The 21,754-nt window shown below is 45.8% G+C and carries 13 protein-coding genes; 11 read left to right on the forward strand and 2 right to left on the reverse strand.

Annotated features, from left to right (window positions below):
- Positions 1–162: 162 nt before the first annotated feature.
- The 11 genes from R7Z41_RS13895 (at position 163) to R7Z41_RS13945 (ending at position 18,883) form a co-directional block, all read left to right on the forward strand.
- Positions 163–3,549, forward strand: a complete 3,387-nt coding sequence (locus R7Z41_RS13895; protein WP_169628517.1) for a response regulator — start codon at positions 163–165, stop codon at positions 3,547–3,549.
- Between the two features lie 782 nt (positions 3,550–4,331).
- On the forward strand, positions 4,332–6,014 hold the full coding sequence (locus tag R7Z41_RS13900; RefSeq protein ID WP_005380037.1) for an ABC transporter substrate-binding protein: 1,683 nt from the start codon (positions 4,332–4,334) through the stop codon (positions 6,012–6,014).
- A 170-nt stretch (positions 6,015–6,184) separates the two neighbouring features.
- Positions 6,185–7,171, forward strand: coding sequence for an ABC transporter permease (locus tag R7Z41_RS13905; RefSeq protein ID WP_005380038.1), 987 nt, complete (start codon positions 6,185–6,187; stop codon positions 7,169–7,171).
- A 2-nt stretch (positions 7,172–7,173) separates the two neighbouring features.
- Positions 7,174–8,199: an ABC transporter permease gene (locus R7Z41_RS13910; protein WP_025768199.1), complete on the forward strand. Its 1,026-nt coding sequence runs from the start codon at positions 7,174–7,176 to the stop codon at positions 8,197–8,199.
- Positions 8,200–8,201: 2 nt separating this feature from the next.
- The gene (locus R7Z41_RS13915) at positions 8,202–9,185 is read left to right on the forward strand and encodes an ABC transporter ATP-binding protein (RefSeq protein ID WP_005386550.1); all 984 of its coding nucleotides are present in this window, start codon (positions 8,202–8,204) and stop codon (positions 9,183–9,185) included.
- A 47-nt stretch (positions 9,186–9,232) separates the two neighbouring features.
- A complete protein-coding gene (locus tag R7Z41_RS13920; RefSeq protein WP_005380041.1) occupies positions 9,233–10,228 on the forward strand; it encodes an ABC transporter ATP-binding protein in 996 nt (331 codons plus the stop codon).
- A gap of 63 nt (positions 10,229–10,291) precedes the next feature.
- Positions 10,292–12,031: a glycoside hydrolase family 9 protein gene (locus tag R7Z41_RS13925; RefSeq protein ID WP_085569820.1), complete on the forward strand. Its 1,740-nt coding sequence runs from the start codon at positions 10,292–10,294 to the stop codon at positions 12,029–12,031.
- Between the two features lie 2 nt (positions 12,032–12,033).
- On the forward strand, positions 12,034–12,924 hold the full coding sequence (locus R7Z41_RS13930) for an N-acetylglucosamine kinase (RefSeq protein ID WP_047102644.1): 891 nt from the start codon (positions 12,034–12,036) through the stop codon (positions 12,922–12,924).
- 8 nt (positions 12,925–12,932) lie between these two features.
- Positions 12,933–14,852, forward strand: coding sequence for a beta-N-acetylhexosaminidase (locus R7Z41_RS13935; RefSeq protein WP_047102645.1), 1,920 nt, complete (start codon positions 12,933–12,935; stop codon positions 14,850–14,852).
- Between the two features lie 84 nt (positions 14,853–14,936).
- Positions 14,937–17,345 carry a GH36-type glycosyl hydrolase domain-containing protein gene (locus R7Z41_RS13940; RefSeq protein ID WP_225478059.1) on the forward strand — a complete coding sequence of 803 codons (2,409 nt, stop codon included), beginning with the start codon at positions 14,937–14,939 and terminating at the stop codon, positions 17,343–17,345.
- Positions 17,346–17,470: 125 nt separating this feature from the next.
- Positions 17,471–18,883 (forward strand): phosphoglucomutase/phosphomannomutase family protein, encoded by a 1,413-nt coding sequence (locus R7Z41_RS13945; RefSeq protein WP_005380053.1) that lies wholly within the window; start codon positions 17,471–17,473, stop codon positions 18,881–18,883.
- A 157-nt stretch (positions 18,884–19,040) separates the two neighbouring features.
- On the opposite strand, the gene R7Z41_RS13950 is transcribed toward R7Z41_RS13945, so the two are convergent.
- Together R7Z41_RS13950 and R7Z41_RS13955 are read right to left on the reverse strand one after the other, a co-directional pair.
- Positions 19,041–20,072 carry an ABC transporter ATP-binding protein gene (locus tag R7Z41_RS13950; protein WP_005380055.1) on the reverse strand — a complete coding sequence of 344 codons (1,032 nt, stop codon included), beginning with the start codon at positions 20,070–20,072 and terminating at the stop codon, positions 19,041–19,043.
- Positions 20,072–21,697, reverse strand: coding sequence for an ABC transporter permease (locus tag R7Z41_RS13955; protein WP_025768193.1), 1,626 nt, complete (start codon positions 21,695–21,697; stop codon positions 20,072–20,074). The genes R7Z41_RS13950 and R7Z41_RS13955 overlap by 1 nt, the downstream gene beginning before the upstream one ends.
- Positions 21,698–21,754 lie beyond the last annotated feature (57 nt).

The raw sequence follows: 21,754 nt of genomic DNA on the forward strand, positions 1-21,754 counted from the left end.
ACTGCGTCACCCTGCACGCTTTACAACTAACTTTCTTGTCAAAGAAAAAAAACTCGTTAATTTTGTTAATTCTATCTAGTTGAACATCTTATCCGTTTTTAACGAGAACCTCGGCAGCGAAGTATGTTTTAGAACTGCCCATTATGAGTTGTAATCTTATCCATGTTTAAATTCTACAAAAAACAGAAATTTAAGCGCCTTCAGAGTACACTGATGACCGCATTTCTGGTGCTCAGTATCACACCTCTTACCATTACTGCGATCTTTTTCTTGCAGTCCCACAGTAAAGATCTGCAAGAACAAAGCACCTCGCACTTACTGTCTGTTCGAGATACAAAACAGCAGCAAATCATCGACTACTTTGAGGCACGAGAAACCGAAGTCATGGGCTTTGTGCGCTCAGAGTTGGCTTACGCCAGTGGTGGCCGATTCTACGGTCTCGTCAATGCTTTTAGTCGTTTAGGCAATGATATTGAAGAGTCTCGTAAAAACGCCCAACAGCGCTACATCAAGGGCAGCGGAGACCAAATCAAAACCTCAACGTTACCCGAGTCATCCAACTATGTAGGAAGTGAACGTTACCGGCTTTTGCATAAACGCTATCATTGGGCCTACTTGGAGCTCCTCAAGCGCTCTGATTTTAATGACATTTTGCTGGTCGACATCAATGGTAACGTCACCTACTCGATCAACAAAGACGATAACTACGGAACGAACTTGTTATCAGGCCCCTACAAAGACTCGGCACTTGGCAAAACTTTCAAGCGTCTCGCCGATGATGTGACTGAACGTCGAAAAGTAAACGAAGACTACACTCCTGTGATTGTGTCTGACTTCGAGCTGGAAGGGGGGAAATCAGTCGCTTGGCTAGGTGCACCAATTGTTCAGCAAGGTTATCTACACAGCTATGCCATGTTCCGCTTGCCAAATAATGGCATCACTAAGTTAGCCGCAGACGCTAATCGAGAGTCATCCATTAACACCCTGCTGGTTGGAAATGATCACCAACCTCGCACAATTAACACGAAACAAGACGACATTAAGAACAGTTTAGAAGTGATCGATAAAGCACTCTCTGGTGCGTTTGGTGTCGGCACTTACACGAACGGCTTAGGTGAAGAAATCATCGCGGCTTATGCACCGATTGAAACTCGTGGTGTGATTTGGGCGCTCGTCGTACAGTTACCAGAAAACGAAGCTTTCGCTCGTATCCATCAACTCGAAAAACTATTCGTTATCGCTATGTTGATCGCCATTATCCTTGTGGTGATCGCTTCTCACTATTTATCAAACTTTATCACTTCTCCGTTGCTGAAATTGACTTGGGTTGCCGAAAAGGTCTCTGCAGGGGATCTTGATGACACGTCTTTTAATACGGTTCGTAAAGATGAAATTGGTCGGCTTGCGTTAAGCTTTGAACGAATGCAACGCTCTATTCGAGAGAAGATTCAAACCATTAAGAAGCAAAATGAAGAACTAGAAAGCAACATACAGATCATTCAAAAACAGAATGAAGAACTGCAATTGGCCGATAAATTAAAAGATGAATTCTTAGCCACGACTTCTCATGAACTTCGTACACCGTTACACGGCATGGTCGGGATTGCTGAAACCTTAGCGTCCGGCGCCAATGGTACGATCCCCGCTAGCCAGAAATATCAGCTTGATATCATCATTAAAAGTGGTCAGCGTCTCGCTAATCTAGTCGATGACTTGTTGGATTATCATAAAATGCGTTATGGAAGCATGGATATCCAGAAATCAGCAGTGAGTTTGGGCAGTGCAACACGATTGGTTTTAGAGCTTTCTAGCCATTTACTCGGAAGTAAAACCATCCGCATCATCAACCAAGTCCCAGCGGATTTAAAAGCAGTATCAGCTGACCCGCAACGCCTTGAACAAGTGCTATATAACCTGATTGGCAATGCGATTAAATACACCTCAGAAGGTAAAATTGTTATCTCCGCTAATGTGGTAGATGATCATGTACGCGTACAAGTCGTGGATACTGGACAAGGAATTCCCGCAGAACAACTTGAGCATATTTTTGAACCACTTATCCAAGCAGGGCAAGACGCGAGCCGTTATCGTCAAGGTGCAGGGCTTGGGCTCTCCATTAGCCGGCAATTGATCGAATTAATGGGAGGCTCGTTATACGTCAGTAGCCAACCAATGGTCGGAACTACCTTCAGTTTCACTTTACCGCTCGCCAGTGAAGAAGAAATCCAAGCAACCCAGACTCTAGCTGCGCACGGGCACTTCCAAATTCCTGAAGTTAATGTAGAGAACAGCGAAGACTTATCACTTCCAGAGAACCCAGACGGCCCGTTACTGTATGTTGCTGACGATGAACCAGTAAACTTACGCGTGCTTGAAAGCTTTTTACGTTTAGAGGGCTATCGTGTGCGTACCGTCTCCGATGGGCCAGAAACGTTAGCGCTCGTCGAGCAAGAGAAGCCGGAACTTCTGTTATTGGATATCATGATGCCAGGCATGAGCGGCTACCAAGTTTGTAGTGAACTACGTGAAACCTATGATCATGCCGAGTTGCCAATCATTATGCTCACCGCACTCAGTCAAACAGAAGATCGTGTAAGAGGTTTTGAAGCAGGAGCCAACGACTATTTATCGAAACCATTTAATAAACAAGAGTTGGCGGCACGTATCCAAGCGCATTTAACGGCAAGTAAAGCAGAAATGCGCCATATGGAAAACAAAGTGCTAGAGTCTGAACTTAGACAGCGAGCAGTCGTTGAAGCAAGCTTACTTGAGACTCAAGGTCGTTTGTTGGAACAGCTAGAATCGGCTCCTGAAGCTATCATCTGTCTACGTGAAGACAAGCGTATTCGCTTTGCTAACGAAGCTGCTTGTAAGCTATTCAAGCGCAGCTTAGAACAGCTAAAGCGCTCATCTGCTGATGAGCTGATTGCCCCTAAATATCTAACCGTCAAACAACCTCATTACTGTGGCAAGATTGATATCTATATTGAAGATATTCGTCAGAACATCGAAGCAGACATTCTTAAGCTCCCTGAAGGTTCAGGGTTAGATATCATGTACATCTTTAATGTCGGCGGTGGAGCCAGTGCCGCTCGCATACATAATCTAGAAACCGCCGTAGAAGTGCTTTCAAGTTATGCATTTGATGGTGACAAAGACCAATTGCAAAAGCTAAAAGAGCTTGGCGGAGAATTTACGCGCCTTGCAGACAAAGCACTCGGTAATAAAAAGGACAAGCAAGAACTTATGCGGGAAGTTCTAGTCGACGCAATGACACATGCTTTAGAGTATTGGGAATCTGTAACGGGTGAAAGTAAATTCGCATTTGCAGAGCAAAGTGGCTTGTGGCGCGTTTATCTAGACCGAAGTACTTTACAAACACGCACCTTAGATAAATACATGCGTATAGAAACATTACCCAAAACACCACGTTGGAGAACGGTGCTAAGCTCGATAGAGTTCATTCTCGAACACTGCAAAGAACAGAGCCCCGAGAGAGCATACATAGAAGCACAACGAGATAAACTACAGCGACTATTGACCAGCTAATATTTATCAAAAAAACTAGCCCAGCGTGCATGCTGGGCTTTTTTGTTATTCGAGTATTCCCTTCCTTGAGATAAAAGAGACCGCCTCTTCCTACCCCATTAACATATTTCCAATAACGAACATTCGGTTAGACAACGCTATCTATTGTTGGTCTTCAAAACGTACGACCTTATCCATTTAACTTGTCTTAACTAGGTAAGTTCGAGCAACCGAAAAAACTTCATTCATACAATAAAAAAAGGACAACAAACGGAAGAAAACTGTCGATAAAAAAGGCCATTTTTCAGATAACAAGCGGATTTTGACGAACTATTGATAGAGATTGCGAACTTAATCACAACAGAACGGCAGATTAATTTTTAGCTGATTAATTAACACCATTTCTGCATGTGAGCGAGATCTCCGAACCTAGAAAACAAGCAGGAAACGTATATTTAAAAAGGACCAGCAGGTTAGTAATCACCAACACTTATTATTAACAAGGATATAAACTGCGACGCATATCAACGTTTATTTTTTGGCCCAATGCTGGTTAAAATTAGCCAAAATAACGTTTATAACGGAGAGCTCAGAGATTTTAACGTTTTTAACGGGAATCAAGTTTGATTATTTTATGGATAAGGTGTTTTCTTACTCCTGCCTAAGGCCTACAGGCCACTCTTGGCGAAACTCAATGTTGTAATGAGTAAGGCATGTACAAGAGGTAGGTCTTAGAGAGTGTTTATCAATTGATGACATTCAATTCCATTTAGTGAAATGAAAGCAAATAGTAAGGAACAGCTATGCTTGCCAATATTAAAAAAACAGCACTAGCAACAGCAATTATTGCAACGGCTACTACAGGTTTTGCATCGGTAGCTACTGCGGCTGAACGCAGTGAACTGACTATCCACCCTAAAGAGTTTACAACTTTCGTTCGTAACTTTAACCCTTTCTTGGGTGCAACTAACCTGCACACAACAACCGACTTTATTTACGAGCCGCTCGTTGTTTTTAACGAAATGCACGGTAACACGCCTGTATTTCGTCTAGCAGAAAACTTTACCATGGCTGATGACCTGATGAGCGTAACCTTCGATATCCGTAAGGGCGTAAAATGGTCTGATGGCAAAGCGTTTACCGCTGATGATGTTGTTTATTCTTTCAACCTAGTTAAAGAGAAGCCAGAGCTAGACCAATCTGGTATCAACTCTTGGGTGACTGGCGTAGAAAAAGTTAACGACTACCAAGTTAAATTCCGTCTAAGCGAAGCAAACTCAAACGTTCCTTACGAAATTGCGAAAGTACCAGTCGTACCTAAGCACGTATGGAGCAAAGTAAAAGATCCAGCAACATTCACAAACGAAAATCCAGTAGGCAGTGGTCCATTTACTGAAATCGACACTTTCACACCGCAGCTATATATCCAGTGTGAGAACCCGAATTATTGGGATGCTGACAACCTAGATGTAGATTGTCTGCGTGTGCCACAAATCGCGAACAACGACCAATTCTTGGGCAAAATCGTTAACGGCGAAATGGACTGGACGTCTTCATTCGTACCAGACATCGACCGTACGTACGCTGCAGCAAGTCCGAATCACCACTACTGGTACCCACCAGCGGGTACTCAAGCATTTGTAGTGAACTTCAAAAACCCAGACGCTGCGAAAAACGAAGCACTAACTAACGTTGACTTCCGTCGTGCGTTCTCTATGGCGCTAGACCGTCAAACTATCATTGATATCGCTTTCTACGGCGGCGGTACAGTGAACGACTTCGCATCTGGCCTTGGCTACGCATTCGAAGCTTGGTCTGATGAAGAGACGCACAACAAGTACAAAGGCTACAACACATACAACGCGGAAGGTGCGAAAAAGCTTCTAGCTAAAGCTGGCTTCAAAGATGTAAACAAAGATGGCTTTGTGGATACACCATCTGGCAAGTCTTTCGAGCTTCTAATTCAATCACCAAACGGTTGGACTGACTTCAACAACACGGTACAACTAGCCGTTGAGCAACTAGCAGAAGTGGGCATTAAAGCTCGTGCTCGTACACCGGACTTCTCGGTATACAACCAAGCTATGCTAGAAGGTACTTACGACGTTGCTTACACCAACTACTTCCACGGTGCAGATCCACACTTGTACTGGGATAGTGGCTACAACTCGAAGCTACAAGCTGGTGACGGCATGCCTCGCTTTGCAATGCACTTCTACAAGAACGATAAGCTAGACGGTCTTCTTAACAGCTTCTACAAGACAGCAGATAAGCAAGAACAGCTAGAGATCGCTCATGGCATTCAGAAGATCATTGCTCAGGACCAAGTAACTATTCCTGTGCTATCTGGCGCGTACATGTACCAATACAACACAACTCGCTTCACTGGTTGGTGGAACGAAGAAAACCCTAAGGGCCGTCCAAACATTTGGGCAGGTATCCCAGAGCGTCTACTTCACGTACTGGACCTAAAACCAGTTAAATAAGTAGAAGTTCATTTCAAGCGGCATGCATCCCGTGTGCCGCCTATAAAAATCCCTTGTTAACGAAACCAATATGTGGCGCTCGTCGTCAGGGGATTTTTCGCTCTAAATTTCGCTAGGAGCGACCTGAAACCAGAAACAGGGAAAAAATCTGGGTGAGTAAGGTGTGAGTTATGGGTTATTTTTTAAGACGTTTGTCGTTCTATCTTGTCGCGCTCTTAGTTGCAGCGACGTTAAACTTTATTATTCCGCGAGCAATGCCTGGTGACCCAGTTACCATGATGTTTGCTAATGCTTCAGTACAGGTGACTCCAGAACGAATCGCAGCAATGAAAGAACTGCTCGGTTTCGTTGATGGGCCAATTTACATTCAGTACTTCTCGTACATTAAAAACATTCTAAGTTGGGAGCTAGGTACATCAATCCAGTTCTACCCTCTTTCAGTTAATTCTTTACTAGGTAGTGCATTTGGCTGGTCACTATTTCTAGCTGGTACTGCGGTTGTACTTTCTTTCTCCATCGCTTCTGTCCTTGGTATTTTTGCCGCCTGGAAGCGCGGTAGTAAGTACGATGCATTCGTAACGCCTGGCACATTGATCATTCAAGCGATTCCACAAATGGTTATCGCAATGTTAGCACTGTTTACCTTTGCGATTGGCCTGAAATGGTTCCCATCTGGCTATGCTTACACGCCAGGTACTATTCCTGATTGGACAAGCTGGGAGTTCATCAAGAACGTGGGTTACCACGCTGTACTACCTCTATTCTGTGCAACCATCGTTCAAATTGGTGGCTTCCTAGTTAACATGCGTAACAACATGATCAACCTTCTCGCCGAAGACTATATCACGATGGCTAAAGGTAAAGGGCTGAGTGAAAACCGCGTCGTCTTTAATTACGCCGCACGTAACGCACTACTTCCAAGTGTTACCGCACTGTCTATGTCTTTAGGTATGGCCATCGGTGGTCAATTAATCATCGAGATGATTTTCAACTACCCAGGCCTAGGTACTGTTCTATTGAACGCAATTCACGCTCGTGACTACCAAGTACTTCAAGGTCAGTTAATTATCATGACGATGTTCATGCTGTGCTTCAACTTAATGGCTGACATGCTGTACATGATTCTAGACCCTCGCCTACGTACGGGAGGCAAATAATCATGAAAGAACTATTCAAACTTATTTTAGGTAACGCATTTGCTCGCATTGGTCTTGGCATTGTTACGCTGTTCGTGTTCGTTGCGATTGCCGCTCCTTTACTTACAAAGCATGCGCCAGACAAGCGAACCGGTAACCCACACGAATACCCAAGCTTTGTTGTAAAACAGGCACAAAACAACCCTGATGGTTGGGTTGCTAAAAACCTAGCAGACGATCGTCGTACACTGATTATGTCTAAAAAGGCCGACCACGTATTAGGTACTAGCCGAATGGGTCGCGATATCTGGTCGCAAGTGGCTTACGGTGCACGAGTATCACTGGGTGTAGGCTTTGGCGCTGGCATCATCGTGTGCTTCTTAGCAACAGTCATTGGTATATCGGCAGGTTACTTCGGCGGCAAAGTGGATGACGTATTGAGTGCCGCGATGAACATCATGTTAGTAATTCCGCAGTATCCATTGCTATTCGTGTTGGCGGCCTTTATCGGTGAAGCAGGCCCACTCACTATTGCCTTGATTATCGCTGGTACTTCTTGGGCATGGGGTGCACGTGTTGTCCGCTCTCAAACTATGGCACTACGCGAGAAAGAGTTCGTTAAAGCCGCCGAAGTATTGGGAGAGTCTTCATTCCGCATCATCTTTGTTGAGATTTTACCAAACCTTATCCCAATTGTCGGTGCGAGCTTCATTGGCTCAGTAATGCTGGCGATCAACACTGAAGCGGTCATTTCGTTCCTAGGTTTGGGTGATGCCAACACGATCAGTTGGGGCATCATGCTTTACAACGTGCAAACCTCATCAGCCATGCTGATTGGCGCATGGTGGGAAGTACTAGCACCTTGTATTGCCCTAACATTACTGGTTACTGGTCTTGCTCTGTTGAACTTTGCCGTTGACGAAATTGCGAACCCTCAACTTCGTTCTCACAAAGGCATGAAACGCTGGAAAAAACTAGCAGCAAAAGACAAGAAAGAGCGTGAGCCTGAACTGGCACCACAAAATGCACTATGGAGCGGAGATAAATAATCATGACTGCACCACTAATTTCCATCCGTAACCTATGCGTAGACTACATCACAGACGCGGGCGATGTCCGCGCCTGTAACAACGTGAGCTTCGACATTGCACCAGGTGAAGTATTCGGTCTGGCTGGTGAATCTGGCTGTGGCAAATCCACTGTTGCCTTCTCACTAATGCGCCTTCATAAGCCGCCAGCGTTTATCACAGGTGGTGAGGTTATCTTCAACGGTGAAGATATCCTTCAGTACAGCGATGATCGCATGCAAGCGTTTCGCTGGAGTGAAATGTCGATGGTATTCCAGAGTGCGATGAACGCTTTGAACCCTGTTCTAACCATGGAAGAGCAGTTCTGTGACGTCATCATGCGTCATACCAATATGACTCGCGCTCAAGCAAAAACACGCGCTGAAGGTCTGCTGGAAATCGTTGATATCCACCCTAGCCGATTGAGTGATTACCCGCACCAGTTCTCTGGTGGTATGCGTCAACGTCTAGTAATCGCAATCGCTTTGGCTCTGAACCCAAAAATGATCATCATGGACGAACCGACTACCGCATTGGATGTAGTGGTTCAACGTGAAATTCTACAAAAAATTTACGCGCTTAAAGAAGAGTTTGGTTTCTCAATTCTGTTCATCACACATGACTTGTCATTGATGGTCGAGTTCTCGGATCGTATCGGCATCATGTACTCAGGTGAGTTGATTGAAGTCGCGCCTTCTAAGCAAATACTGGAAAGTCCTTACCACCCTTACACCAAAGGTTTGGGTAGCTCTTTCCCTCCACTAACTGGACCAAAGACCAAATTGACTGGTATTCCAGGTAACCCTTTGAACTTGCTAGAAGTACCACAGGGCTGCCGCTTCCAAGCTCGTTGCGACCGCGTACATGAAGCATGTACACGTGTACCAACCCAATTACGTCAAATTGAACCAGGTCGCCTCTCAAATTGCCATTTGTACGGCGACACCATTGCTCAAGCTAAGGTTTAACAACAAAAAAACGCTAGCTAAGAACAAAAATTACACTGGAGAGAATTATGAGCAAACAATTCGGCGAACTGCTGATTGAGGGTAAAAATGTCGTTAAGGACTTCCCTTTAAACAGTAACTCAATCAAACAATCTAAGATGCGCGCAATCAACGACGTCTCTTTCAAAATGTACAAGAGCCGCGGCTTGTCAGTGGTAGGTGAATCTGGTTCAGGTAAGTCTACTACTGCAAAAATGATTGCAAAAATGTACGCACCAACCGATGGCATCATTGAATACAAAGGTCGTGATATCCAAGATATCACCTCTCGTCACGATTTAATGACCTACCGTGAAGGTGTACAAATGGTGTGGCAAGACCCGTTTGGCTCGCTAAACCCAACGCACAATATCTTCCACCATATTGCGCGCCCGCTGCTGATTCATAAGAAAGTAGCACCGGGCAACAAGAAAGAACTGGAAGAGCGTGTGTACGACCTACTTGAACAAGTTGGTCTTATTCCACCAAAAGAAACGGCGCAAAAGTTCCCGCACCAGCTATCTGGCGGTCAGCGTCAACGTGTAAACCTAGCTCGTAACATCGCAGTTGGTGCAGAAGTGGTATTGGCGGATGAGCCAACATCGATGCTCGATGTATCAATCCGTGCCGGTGTTCTGAACTTGATGGAAGAGATGAAGTTCGAGAAACAAATGTCTCTGCTTTACATCACTCACGACATCGCAACAGCGCGTTACATTGCTGAAGATCTCGCGGTCATGTACGTAGGTCACATGGTTGAATGGGGCGATACTGAAGAAATCATTCACGATCCTCAACACCCATATACGCAACTGTTGGTATCTGCGGTTCCAGATCCATCGAAGTCTATTCACGAGAAACTGAAAGGCAACAAAGGGGAAATCCCACTTTGGACACCAGAATCTGTCGGCTGTCCATTTGCTGGACGTTGTGTACACGCTACCGACAAATGTCGCGAACGACTACCGGGCGTCACTCAACTGTCCGACAACCACTTTGTCCGCTGTTACTTATTTGAAGATTAATCATAACGAGGGTCAGGTTCAGCCTGGCCCATTCCTGTTTTTATCGTTTCCCGGAGACATTGAATGCTGCTACTGACTAACCACATTGGTTATGAACGTCTGGGCCCAAAGAAAGCCATTATCCAGACCGAACAACCACACTTGTCTTCTTACACTGCTCAATTGATTTGTGCCACTAGCGAGCAAACCGTGGCAACTTTTGCGGTTGAAGAACAAGGTAAAGTGGCGAACTGGCATCAGGGCTATTTCTACCTCATCGACTTTTCCTCTTTCACAACGTCAGGTGACTATTTCTTGCAAGTAGAAGATACGCGCTCTTCCTCTTTCATCGTTGGCGAACACATTCTGTTGGATCAAACTTTGTCAGATGTGATCCACTACTTCAAATCGCAACGTTGCGGCGGGATCTTCGATCAACAAGATCGACAACTTCCAGTACTAAACTCCAATAAAAAGGTTGATGTACACGGCGGCTGGTACGACGCATCAGGAGACGTTAGCAAGTATTTAAGTCACCTTTCATACGCGAATTATTTGAATCCTCAACAAACCCCAATGGTGGTTTGGAACATCCTAAAAGGGGTTTCATTGCTTGAAGGAAGCGAAGACATTGCAGCTTTCACACGTACACGTCTGATTGAAGAAGCCCTGTTCGGTGCAGACTTTCTTGTGCGTATGCAAAACGAAAAAGGCTTTTTCTACATGACGGTCTTTGACAAGTGGAGCAAAGATACTGCGCAACGCGAGATTTGCGCGTACGAAACTCAACTTGGTCACAAATTTGACGACTATCAAGCAGGCTTTCGACAAGGTGGCGGTGTCGCCATTGCAGCGCTAGCGGCAGCGTCGCGTTTAAGTGTTCACGGTGAATACGATCAACAAAAATACCGCAACGCTGCCGAAAATGGTTACTGGCACTTAAAAGAGCACAATACGCAGTACCTCAATGATGGGGAAGAAAACATTATCGACGAATACTGTGCGCTACTGGCTTGTGTAGAACTGTTTAAAGCAACCAAAGAAACTCGCTACTTGGAAGAGAGCCGTTTGTGGGCGCAACGTTTAGTTGCACGCCAAATGAGCGACGAGCAGATTCAACACTTTTGGTCAGCAAACCAAGACGGCAGCCGTCCATATTTTCACGCAGCCGAAGCTGGTCTACCAGTTATTGCCCTATGCGAATATCTATCAATTGAAGACGACTCAGCACGAGCGGAATCGGTAAAACGTATCGTCAACCTAGCGTGTGAGTTTGAGATCACAATATCGAATAAAGTGATCAACCCATTCGGTTACCCTCGCCAATATGTTAAAGGCGTAAATGAGTCAAAACGCGAGGCATTTTTTGTAGCACACAACAATGAATCCGGCTATTGGTGGCAAGGCGAGAATGCTCGACTGGGCTCACTCGCGACCATGGCGTACCTTGCTCAACCGCATATAGCGTCGCAAGAAGTACAGCAACAACTTTCTGTGTTTGCTCAAGATGCATTGAACTGGATTGTAGGCTTAAACCCATACGACATGTGCATGCTAGATGGCCATGGTCGTAACAACCCTGATTACCTCCCTCAATATGGTTTCTTCAACGCAAAAGGTGGCGTGTGTAACGGAATCACTGGCGGCTTTGAAGACGAGGAAGACATTGCATTTAATCCACCAGCGCAAAAAGAAGACGTGTTACAAAACTGGCGCTGGGGCGAACAATGGATCCCGCATGGCGCTTGGTACTTACTCGCGATAATCAGTCAAGCTCAGCATGTTTCTCAGTTGGCAACCTCTAAAAATATGAAGGAAGAATAATCATGGGAATGTATTTTGTCGGTATCGATGGTGGCGGCACGTCATGTCGAGCCAGGATTAAAGATTCACAAGGTAATTTTCTTGGCGAGGCCAAAAGCGGCAGTGCCAACATCATGCTAGGTGCTGAAATAGCAATGGCTTCGATTCTTGAATCCATCACTTCGGCTACCGAGCAAGGCGGTCTGACACAACAAGATTTCGCGTCGATGCACGTCGGCTTAGCCCTTGCTGGCGCAGAGCACAAAGCATCTTGGCAAGCCTTCATGTCTCTTCCTCATCCATTTGCCAGTATAACTCTGAATACCGATGCTTACGGTGCGTGCGTTGGTGCGCACAATGGCGAAGATGGCGCAATCATGATTGCGGGAACCGGTTCTTGTGGCATCTACCTTAACGGATTGGAGCAACACGTTGTCGGTGGTCGTGAGTTCCCTATTTCGGATCAAGGTGGCGGCGCAGTGATGGGGCTACGTCTAGTTCAGCAAGTTTTGTTAGCTGAAGATGGCATCAGAGAAAAAACGCCCCTAGCACAACATGTTATGACGCATTTCGAAAATGAGGTAGACAACGTGGTGGCGTGGTCAAAACAGGCGCTTCCTCGTGATTATGGGCAGTTTTCTCCGGCTATTTTCCAACATGCGGAACAAGGCGATGCACTGGCCATTGAAATGCTGAAGCAAACCGCAGCGGATATAGAAATGTTTCTCGTGGCATTAAACAAGCGCGGCGCAACACGTATTTGTTTAATGGGCAGCATAGCTGAACGCATTGTACGTTGGCTTTCACCACCAGTTCAGCAATGGGTTGTTGAGCCACAGTTTGACGCGATTGAAGGCGCAATTATGTTTGCTGGCAAACCAGAACATAACCTTTACTCGCTCAGTGCGGCGTAGGAGTAGATATGGAATATCGTGTTGATCTCGTAGTCCTTTCTGAGCAGAAACAAAACTGCCGCTTTGGCCTTACCTTTCATAACTTGAGCGACCAAGACCTGAACAGCTGGAGCTTAACTTTCGCTTTCGATCGTTACATTCTTCCAGACAGCGTTTCAAATGGTCAACTGACTCAAATTGGTAGTTTTTGCACACTTGAACCAGAAGGGGTGGTACTGGCTGCCAACCATCACTATTACTGTGAATTCAGTATTGGTTCGAACCCATTCCGTTATTACTCGGATGGCTTTAACGAAGCGATGATCAACTTTGTCGTTGATGGAAACCCACAGCGCGCACAAGTGGATGTCACGCCTATCGTATTAGCTTCACCATACCGTGAACGCAGTGAGATTCCGGCAAGTTTAACCCATGCACAGCCCTTGCTGCCAAAACCAAACCATATTGAGGTCAGCGATCACTATTTTAGCTTTGATCATCATGCTGGCGTCGCGGTTTATTCAAGCCTGGCCAATTCAGCTAAAGAATGGCTACTTGAAGAGCTTAAGCGCATTCACCAATTTGAGTTCGCATCAGACAATGGCAGTCAGATCATCTTCAAAGGCAACCCAACCTTGGATGAAGGCGCTTACAAACTGAAAGTAGCCGAAGAGTCAATCAAAATTGAAGCAGGATCTTCGTCTGGTTTTACCCATGCTTGTGCAACGTTATTACAACTAATCAAAGTTGGCGATCAACCTAACTCAATGGAAGTAGTTTGCTGTTCAATCAAGGACAGGCCACGTTTTCGTTACCGCGGTATGATGCTGGATTGTGCTCGTCATTTTCACTCCGTTGAGCAAGTCAAACGCTTGATCAACCAACTGGCTCATTACAAGTTCAATACGTTCCATTGGCATCTTACCGACGATGAGGGTTGGCGAATTGAAATCAAATCACTGCCTCAACTGACCGATATTGGTGCTTGGCGCGGATTGGATGAGATCAATGAACCACAGTACACGCACTTTGATGAACGTTACGGCGGCTTCTACACACAAGAAGACATCAAAGACGTTATCGAATTTGCATCGCAACGCGGCATCACCATCATTCCTGAAATTGATGTACCTGGTCATTGCCGAGCCGCCATCAAGTCGTTACCACACCTATTGGTAGAAGCGGAAGATACCACCGAATACCGCAGTATTCAGCATTACAACGACAACGTCATTAACCCTGCTCTGCCGGGGAGTTATGAATTTATCGACAAAGTGCTAGAAGAGGTCTCTGCGCTTTTTCCTGCGCCTTACGTTCATATTGGTGCCGACGAAGTACCTAACGGCGTATGGTCAAAAAGCCCAGCATGCCAAGCACTAATGGAACAACTGGGTTACAGCGACTACAAAGATTTGCAAGGACACTTCTTGCGTTATGCCGAAGACAAACTTCGTAAATTGGGCAAACGCATGCTGGGCTGGGAAGAAGCTCAACACGGCGACAAAGTCAGTAAAGATACGGTGATCTACTCATGGCTAAGCGAAGAAGCGGCATTGAACTGTGCTCGCCAAGGCTTTGATGTGGTGCTGCAACCAGCACAAACCACTTACCTAGATATGACCCAAGACTACGCACCTGAAGAACCGGGCGTGGACTGGGCAAACCCACTGCCACTAGAAAAAGCTTACAACTACGAACCGCTCGCTGAAGTGCCTGCTGACGACCCAATACGTAAGCGCATTTGGGGCATTCAAACAGCATTATGGTGCGAAATTATCAATAACCAACCTCGCATGGACTACATGATCTTCCCTCGTTTAACTGCAATGGCAGAAGCATGTTGGACAGACAAACAACACCGAGATTGGACCGACTATTTATCACGCTTGAAAGGCCATCTACCTCTGCTTGATTTGCAGGGAGTGAATTACCGTAAACCGTGGAAGTAATACAAAACTGATGTCGAAACATCACGCTTGAAGAGTTTTTAAATTTTGGCTGCTGATGCAGCTTCGTAAAAAGGAAAGACACAAATGAAATACGGCTATTTCGATAACGAGAATCGCGAATACGTCATCACTCGCCCTGACGTACCAGCACCATGGACCAACTACCTAGGTACTGAGAAGTTCTGTACGGTTATCTCGCACAACGCGGGTGGCTACTCGTTCTACAACTCTCCAGAATACAACCGTGTTACTAAATTCCGTCCAAATGCGACATTCGATCGCCCAGGACACTACGTTTACTTGCGTGATGATGAGACAGGTGATTACTGGTCAATCTCTTGGCAACCAGTTGCGAAGAGCCTAGACGAAGCAAACTACGAAGTTCGTCACGGCTTGTCTTACTCTAAGTTCAAATGTGAATACAGCGGTATTACCGCAACAAAAACTCTGTTCGTGCCAAAAGGCGAAGACGCTGAAATCTGGGATGTAGTGATTAAAAACACCTCTGACAAACCACGTACGATCAGTGCATTCTCATTTGTTGAGTTCTCATTCAGCCACATTCAGTCTGATAACCAAAACCACCAGATGTCTCTCTACTCTGCTGGTACGGCTTACAACGAAGGTGTGATAGAGTACGACCTGTACTACAACACTAACGATTTCGAAGGCTTCTACTACCTAGCGTCAACGTTTGATCCAGATTCATACGACGGTCAACGTGATAGCTTCCTAGGTCTATACCGCGACGAAGCAAACCCACTAGCAGTAGAACAAGGTAAGTGTTTTAACACCGCACAAACTTGTTACAACCACTGTGGCTCTTTGCATAAGCAATTTACTATTCAGCCGGGTGAAGAAGTTCGCTTTGCTTACATTCTCGGTATCGGTAAAGGCAACGGAGAGCGTCTGCGTGCTAAGTACCAAGACCTTGCAGAAGTCGACAACGCATTTGCGGGTATCAAAGCACACTGGGATGAGCGTTGTGGCAAGTTCCAAGTGGAATCACCAAACGAAGGTCTAGATACCATGATCAACGCTTGGACGTTATACCAAGCGGAAACGTGTGTGGTGTGGTCTCGCTTTGCTTCATTCATCGAGGTGGGAGGCCGTACTGGTCTTGGTTACCGCGATACAGCGCAAGATGCAATCTCAGTTCCTCACGCTAACCCAGCAATGACGCGCAAACGTATCGTTGACCTACTGCGTGGCCAAGTAAAAGCGGGCTACGGTCTACACCTATTCGATCCAGATTGGTTTGATCCAGAAAAAGCGGATGTTAAACCATCGAAGTCTCCAACCGTAGTTCCAACACCTTCTGATGAAGACAAAATTCACGGCATCGAAGACACTTGTTCCGATGACCATCTATGGCTAGTTCCAACCATCTGTAAGTACGTGATGGAAACCGGTGAGCACAGCTTCTTCGACGAAGTGATCCCTTACGCCGACGGTGGCGATGCAACGGTTTATGACCACATGAAAGCCGCGCTAGACTTCTCGGCTGAATACGTAGGTCAAACCGGTATCTGTAAAGGTCTGCGTGCAGACTGGAACGACTGTCTGAACCTAGGTGGCGGCGAATCTTCAATGGTGTCGTTCCTACATTTCTGGGCACTGCAGGAGTTCATCGACCTAGCGAAATACCTAGGTAAGGAAGCCGACGTTGAAAAATACACCGAGATGGCAGCAAACGTGCGTGAAGCGTGTGAAACACACCTTTGGGACGAAGAAGGCGGCTGGTATATCCGTGGTCTAACGAAAAACGGCGAAAAGATCGGTACAGCGCAACAAAAAGAAGGTCGTGTACACCTAGAGTCAAACACACTTGCGGTACTTTCTGGTGCGGTATCTCAAGAGCGCGGCGAAAAAGCGATGGACGCTGTCGATGAGAACCTATTCTCTGAATACGGCCTCCACCTAAACTCACCATCTTTTGCAACACCGAATGATGATATCGGCTTCGTAACTCGTGTTTACCAAGGCGTAAAAGAGAACGGTGCGATATTCTCGCATCCAAACCCATGGGCTTGGGTAGCTGAAGCGAAACTGGGTCGTGGTGATCGTGCAATGAAGTTCTACGATGCGCTAAACCCATACAACCAGAACGACATCATCGAAAAACGTATTGCAGAACCATACTCATACGTTCAGTTCATCATGGGTCGTGACCACCAAGACCACGGTCGTGCAAACCACCCATGGTTAACAGGTACGTCAGGCTGGGCTTACTTCGCTGTTACCAACTTTATTCTTGGTGTGCGTACAGGCTTCGATGGCCTAACTATCGATCCATGTATCCCAACGAACTGGCCTGGTTTCGAAGTGACTCGCCAATGGCTAGGAGCAACGTACAACATCAAAGTCGTTAACCCAGACTCAGTAAGCAAAGGCGTTAAGTCGATTACCGTGAACGGTGAAGCTGTAAATGGTGCATCTGTACCAGTTCAAGCGGAAGGTTCAGTAAACGAAGTTATCGTTACTCTAGGTTAATCATCTTTTGGGGGAGTCCTTCTCCCCTTTTGATTTATCCGGTGCATTTATGTTTTACAAGTGCATCGGTTCGCTAGCAAAGATTTAAGACGCGGTGGGATGCCGCTCTTATCGAGGATCGAATCATGATCAAATTTGGTACAGGCGGTTGGCGTGCATTTATTGGTGAGGAGTTCACCAAAGATAACGTACGCTTGGTTGCCCAAGCAGTTGCAAACATCACGAATAACGAATCGGTTGCTGATCGCGGTTTTGTGATTGGCTATGACCGTCGTTTTCTTTCCGATAAAGCAGGTCGTTGGTTCGCTGAAGTTCTAGCAGCAAACGGCATTATGGTTAGCTTTATCGACAAATTTGTCCCAACACCTATCGTAATGTTTAAAGCGAAAGAAATGGGCTGCGCATACTCGGCATGTATTACCGCATCACACAACCCTGCCGATTACAACGGCATTAAAGTCTTCATTGAAGGTGGTCGTGACGCAGATGAAATCATCACCCAAAAAATCGAATCACAAATAGACGCGCTCACTGCGCAAGATGTAAAAAGCGTCGACTTTGAACAAGCGGTTGAAGATAAGCTGATTGAAATCATCAATCCGATGAACGAATTCGTTGACTCAATCATCGACTTTATCGACATCGGAGCGATCAAGAAGGCGAATTTACGTGTTTTGATCGACCCAATGTTTGGTGTCGCGAAAAACGCACTGCAAACCGTATTAATCAACGGCCGCTGTGACGTTGATGTGATTAACGATGGCAAAAACCCAGACTTCGGTGGGTTAATGCCTTCGCCAAGCGCTGCAACACTCTACCGTTTGATGCACCTAGTGAAAGAGCAAGGTTACGATATTGGCATCGGTACTGATGGCGATGCGGACCGTCTTGGTATTATCGACGAAAAAGGTAACTTCATTCATCCAAATGAAGTGCTACTGCTGCTTTACTACTACCTACTTGAATACAAAGGCTGGAAAGGCTCCGTGGTACGTAACATCGCAACCACCCACCTTCTCGATAAAGTCGCCGAAGATCATGGCGAGAAATGCTTTGAGGTTCCTGTAGGCTTTAAGCACATCAGCTCCCAAATGGAAGCGGATGACTCACTGATTGGCGGGGAAAGCTCTGGTGGCCTAACCATTCGCGGCCACATCAAAGGTAAAGACGGCGTATTCGCATCAAGCCTATTGGTAGAAATGATTTCAGTAACCGGCAAGAAGCTGTCTGAGTTGCTGGATGAAATCTACGGCAAGTACGGCTATGCCTACATGGCAGAAGGCGATTGCAAGTTCAAACCAGCGCAAAAAGACGTACTGTTCAACAAGATTTATGTTGAAAAGCAGTTGCCTGAGTTCGAGTTTGAAATCGAAAAAGTCAGCTATGAAGATGGTGCGAAAGTCTACTTCAAGAACGGCGGTTGGATCATCGCTCGCTTCTCTGGCACTGAGCCACTGCTACGAATTTTTGCAGAGATGCAAGATAAGGACACTGCGGAACGTGTTCTTCAACAGTTTAAAGACTTCTTGTCTTTATAACTGAACCTTGTGCCCGCTTCGAGCACTATGATGAGAGTCAACGCTGTCTGAAAAGGCGCTCATCAACAGGAGAAGAGCACTTGCCCGGCTCCACAGCCGGGCTTTTTTATTGTATGTTGGGAAGTCGTAAACGAGATAGAAAAGATACTCAGGAGCGTTAAGCAAATGCCAGGACGCCTTGCGTTTCAATTTTCACCGCGACGGACTCACCTATATTTAATGCTTGCGAAGCTGTAGCTAACAAACGGTCACCATTCGCGTTAATCACATAACGGCAGTGATCACCCATAAAATGCTGTTCCAATACGGTTACCGAACTATCTTCATCGGATTGAATTTGCACATGCTGCGGTCTTAGCAGTAAAGAGCACTCCGCCTGTACTGGAATATCTTGTTGAGCCGTGGCTTCAACCACGCCCAAGTGGGTTTCATATTCTGAATTCGAAACCCGTTTAGCAGCAAGGTAACTGCCACCACCTAAGAAATCAGCGACAAATTTACTTGAAGGCTGGTAGTAAAGCTCAGATGCTGTGCCATATTGCTCGATGACTCCATTGTTCATCACTGCCATTTTATCGGCGAAAGCAAAAGCCTCTTCACGGCTATGCGTAACAAAAATGGCAGTCACACCTTGGGCCTTAAAAATCTTACGGATCTCACTTATCAACTCATGGCGAACTTGCGTATCAATATTAGAAAACGGTTCATCAAGTAACAATAAGTCTGGGCTGTAAGCTAATGAGCGAGCAATCGCAACACGCTGCTGCTGTCCACCAGACAATTGATGAGGATAACGATCGCCATAACCTTGAAGATGCACGAGTTCTAACATCTCTTGAACTTTGGCATTTTTCTCTTTTGTCGAGCACTGCTTTAAGCCAAAGGCAATGTTTTGCTCCACCGTCAAGTGAGGAAAAAGTGCGTAATCTTGGAAAATCATCCCGATATTACGCTGTTCTGGCGGCAACCAGTTTTCCCCATCATCAATTGTGACGCAATTTAGACTCATTTCGCCTGACGTTAACGGCAATAATCCCGCAACGGCCTTTAATAGTGTTGTTTTCCCACAGCCACTGGCTCCTAGCAAACAGACAATCTGCCCTTGTTCTACCTCAAGAGACAATGATTCGAGTACAGTTTGATCGTCATATTGGCACGTTAGGTTTTTAATTGATAATGCACAGCTCATCAGTGATTTTGCTCCAGTGAACGGTTAACAACAACAAGCGGGATCAACCCAACAAGAACCAACAGAACCGCTGGCAAAGCGGCCAATTCTAAATGCTCATCCGAGGCGAAGTTATAAACGTATGTGGCTAGTGTTTCAAAGTTAAACGGACGAAGTAACAAAGCCGCATTAAGCTCTTTCATCGACTCGATAAACACTAATAAAGCCGCAATCAGTGCACCGCGCTTAACCAGCGGAAAGTGCACGCGCCACAGCATGGCATTGGGCTTACAACCCATAGTGCGCGATGCCATATCTAACGACGGAGAAATTTTATTTAAATTACTTTCGATACTACCAATCGCTACCGCGGAAAAGCGCACAACCATGGCAAATACTAGTGCGAACATGGAACCAGAAAAGATAAGTCCCGGCCTTCCCCACTCCATGGCTTTAGCAACATCGTTGACACGATGATCCATAAACAGCACAGCGACCATCACACCGATGGCTAGTACCGTTCCTGGTACTGCATAGCCCATAGAAGAAAGACGCATAAATGCCAAGCTTTCTCGTTTACCACTGACTCGATGGGTAAAGTTAACGATCAGTGCGACAGCAACACCAATAATCGCAGCAATAACAGACACAACTAAGCTATTCCATGCGTATTCACGAAACTCTGAGGTCCAACTCTGCGCAAAATAAGTGATCGCATAATCAATCAGCTGTAGTAGCGGCAAAATAAAAGCGACTGAAACCAAGCCCCAACACCAAACCAGTGCGGTCCACTTTTTCCAGCCCGTCAACTCGTAACGAAAATCTTCGTGACTGTTAAATTGGCTTTGAAAAAGCTTTTGTTTACGGCGGCTGTATCGTTCGGCACTAAGAAGCAGTACTACAATGACGAGCATCATGGCAGAAATCTTGGCTGCCGCATTAAGATTAGAGTACCCCAACCAAGTATCGTAGACCGCTGTGGTTAACGTATTCACCGCGAAGTAACTTACCGTACCAAAGTCACCGATGGTCTCCATTGCGACCAATGATAAACCTACTGCGATAGAGGGTCTTACTAACGGCATCGAGATGCGCCAAAAGCTTTCCCATGGAGAGCACTTGAGCAAACGCGCGCTTTGCAATAAAGATACATTTTGCTCCATAAACGCAGCCCGGCACAATAAATACACGTAAGGATACAACACCAAAGCCAACACAAAGGTCGCACCAGGCAACGTACGAATGTCAGGGAACCAATACTCGCCAGGTCCCCATCCGGTTACATCACGCAAAAAGATCTGAATCGGGCCTGCAAAATCAAACCAATCAGTAAAAATATAACCAATGATATAACCTGGCATTGCAAGAGGTAGCACCAATGCCCACTGCAACCATTTTTCGGTCGGCAGTTTACACATGGCCATTATCCAAGCGCTTGGAATACCAAGAATTAAGGACAGCACCATTACGCCAACAGTTAGCGCAACCGTGTTAAAAATATAAGTCGGCATGACCGTTGCCATTAAATGAGCAAACAAATCATCCGTTTCACCAATTGCGGTGTAGAAGATCGCTAAGATCGGCAAAACCAGTAGCAGAGTTATTACCCCACTACTGGTTTTCCATAAAGAGTGTTTATCTTTCATCGCCTAATTACTGCAAGGCTGTATGAAATACAAATGCTGTTGCAAATACATCTCATA

It is taken from the genome of Vibrio sp. 1457 (assembly GCF_033340195.1).
Lineage (GTDB): Bacteria > Pseudomonadota > Gammaproteobacteria > Enterobacterales > Vibrionaceae > Vibrio > Vibrio alginolyticus.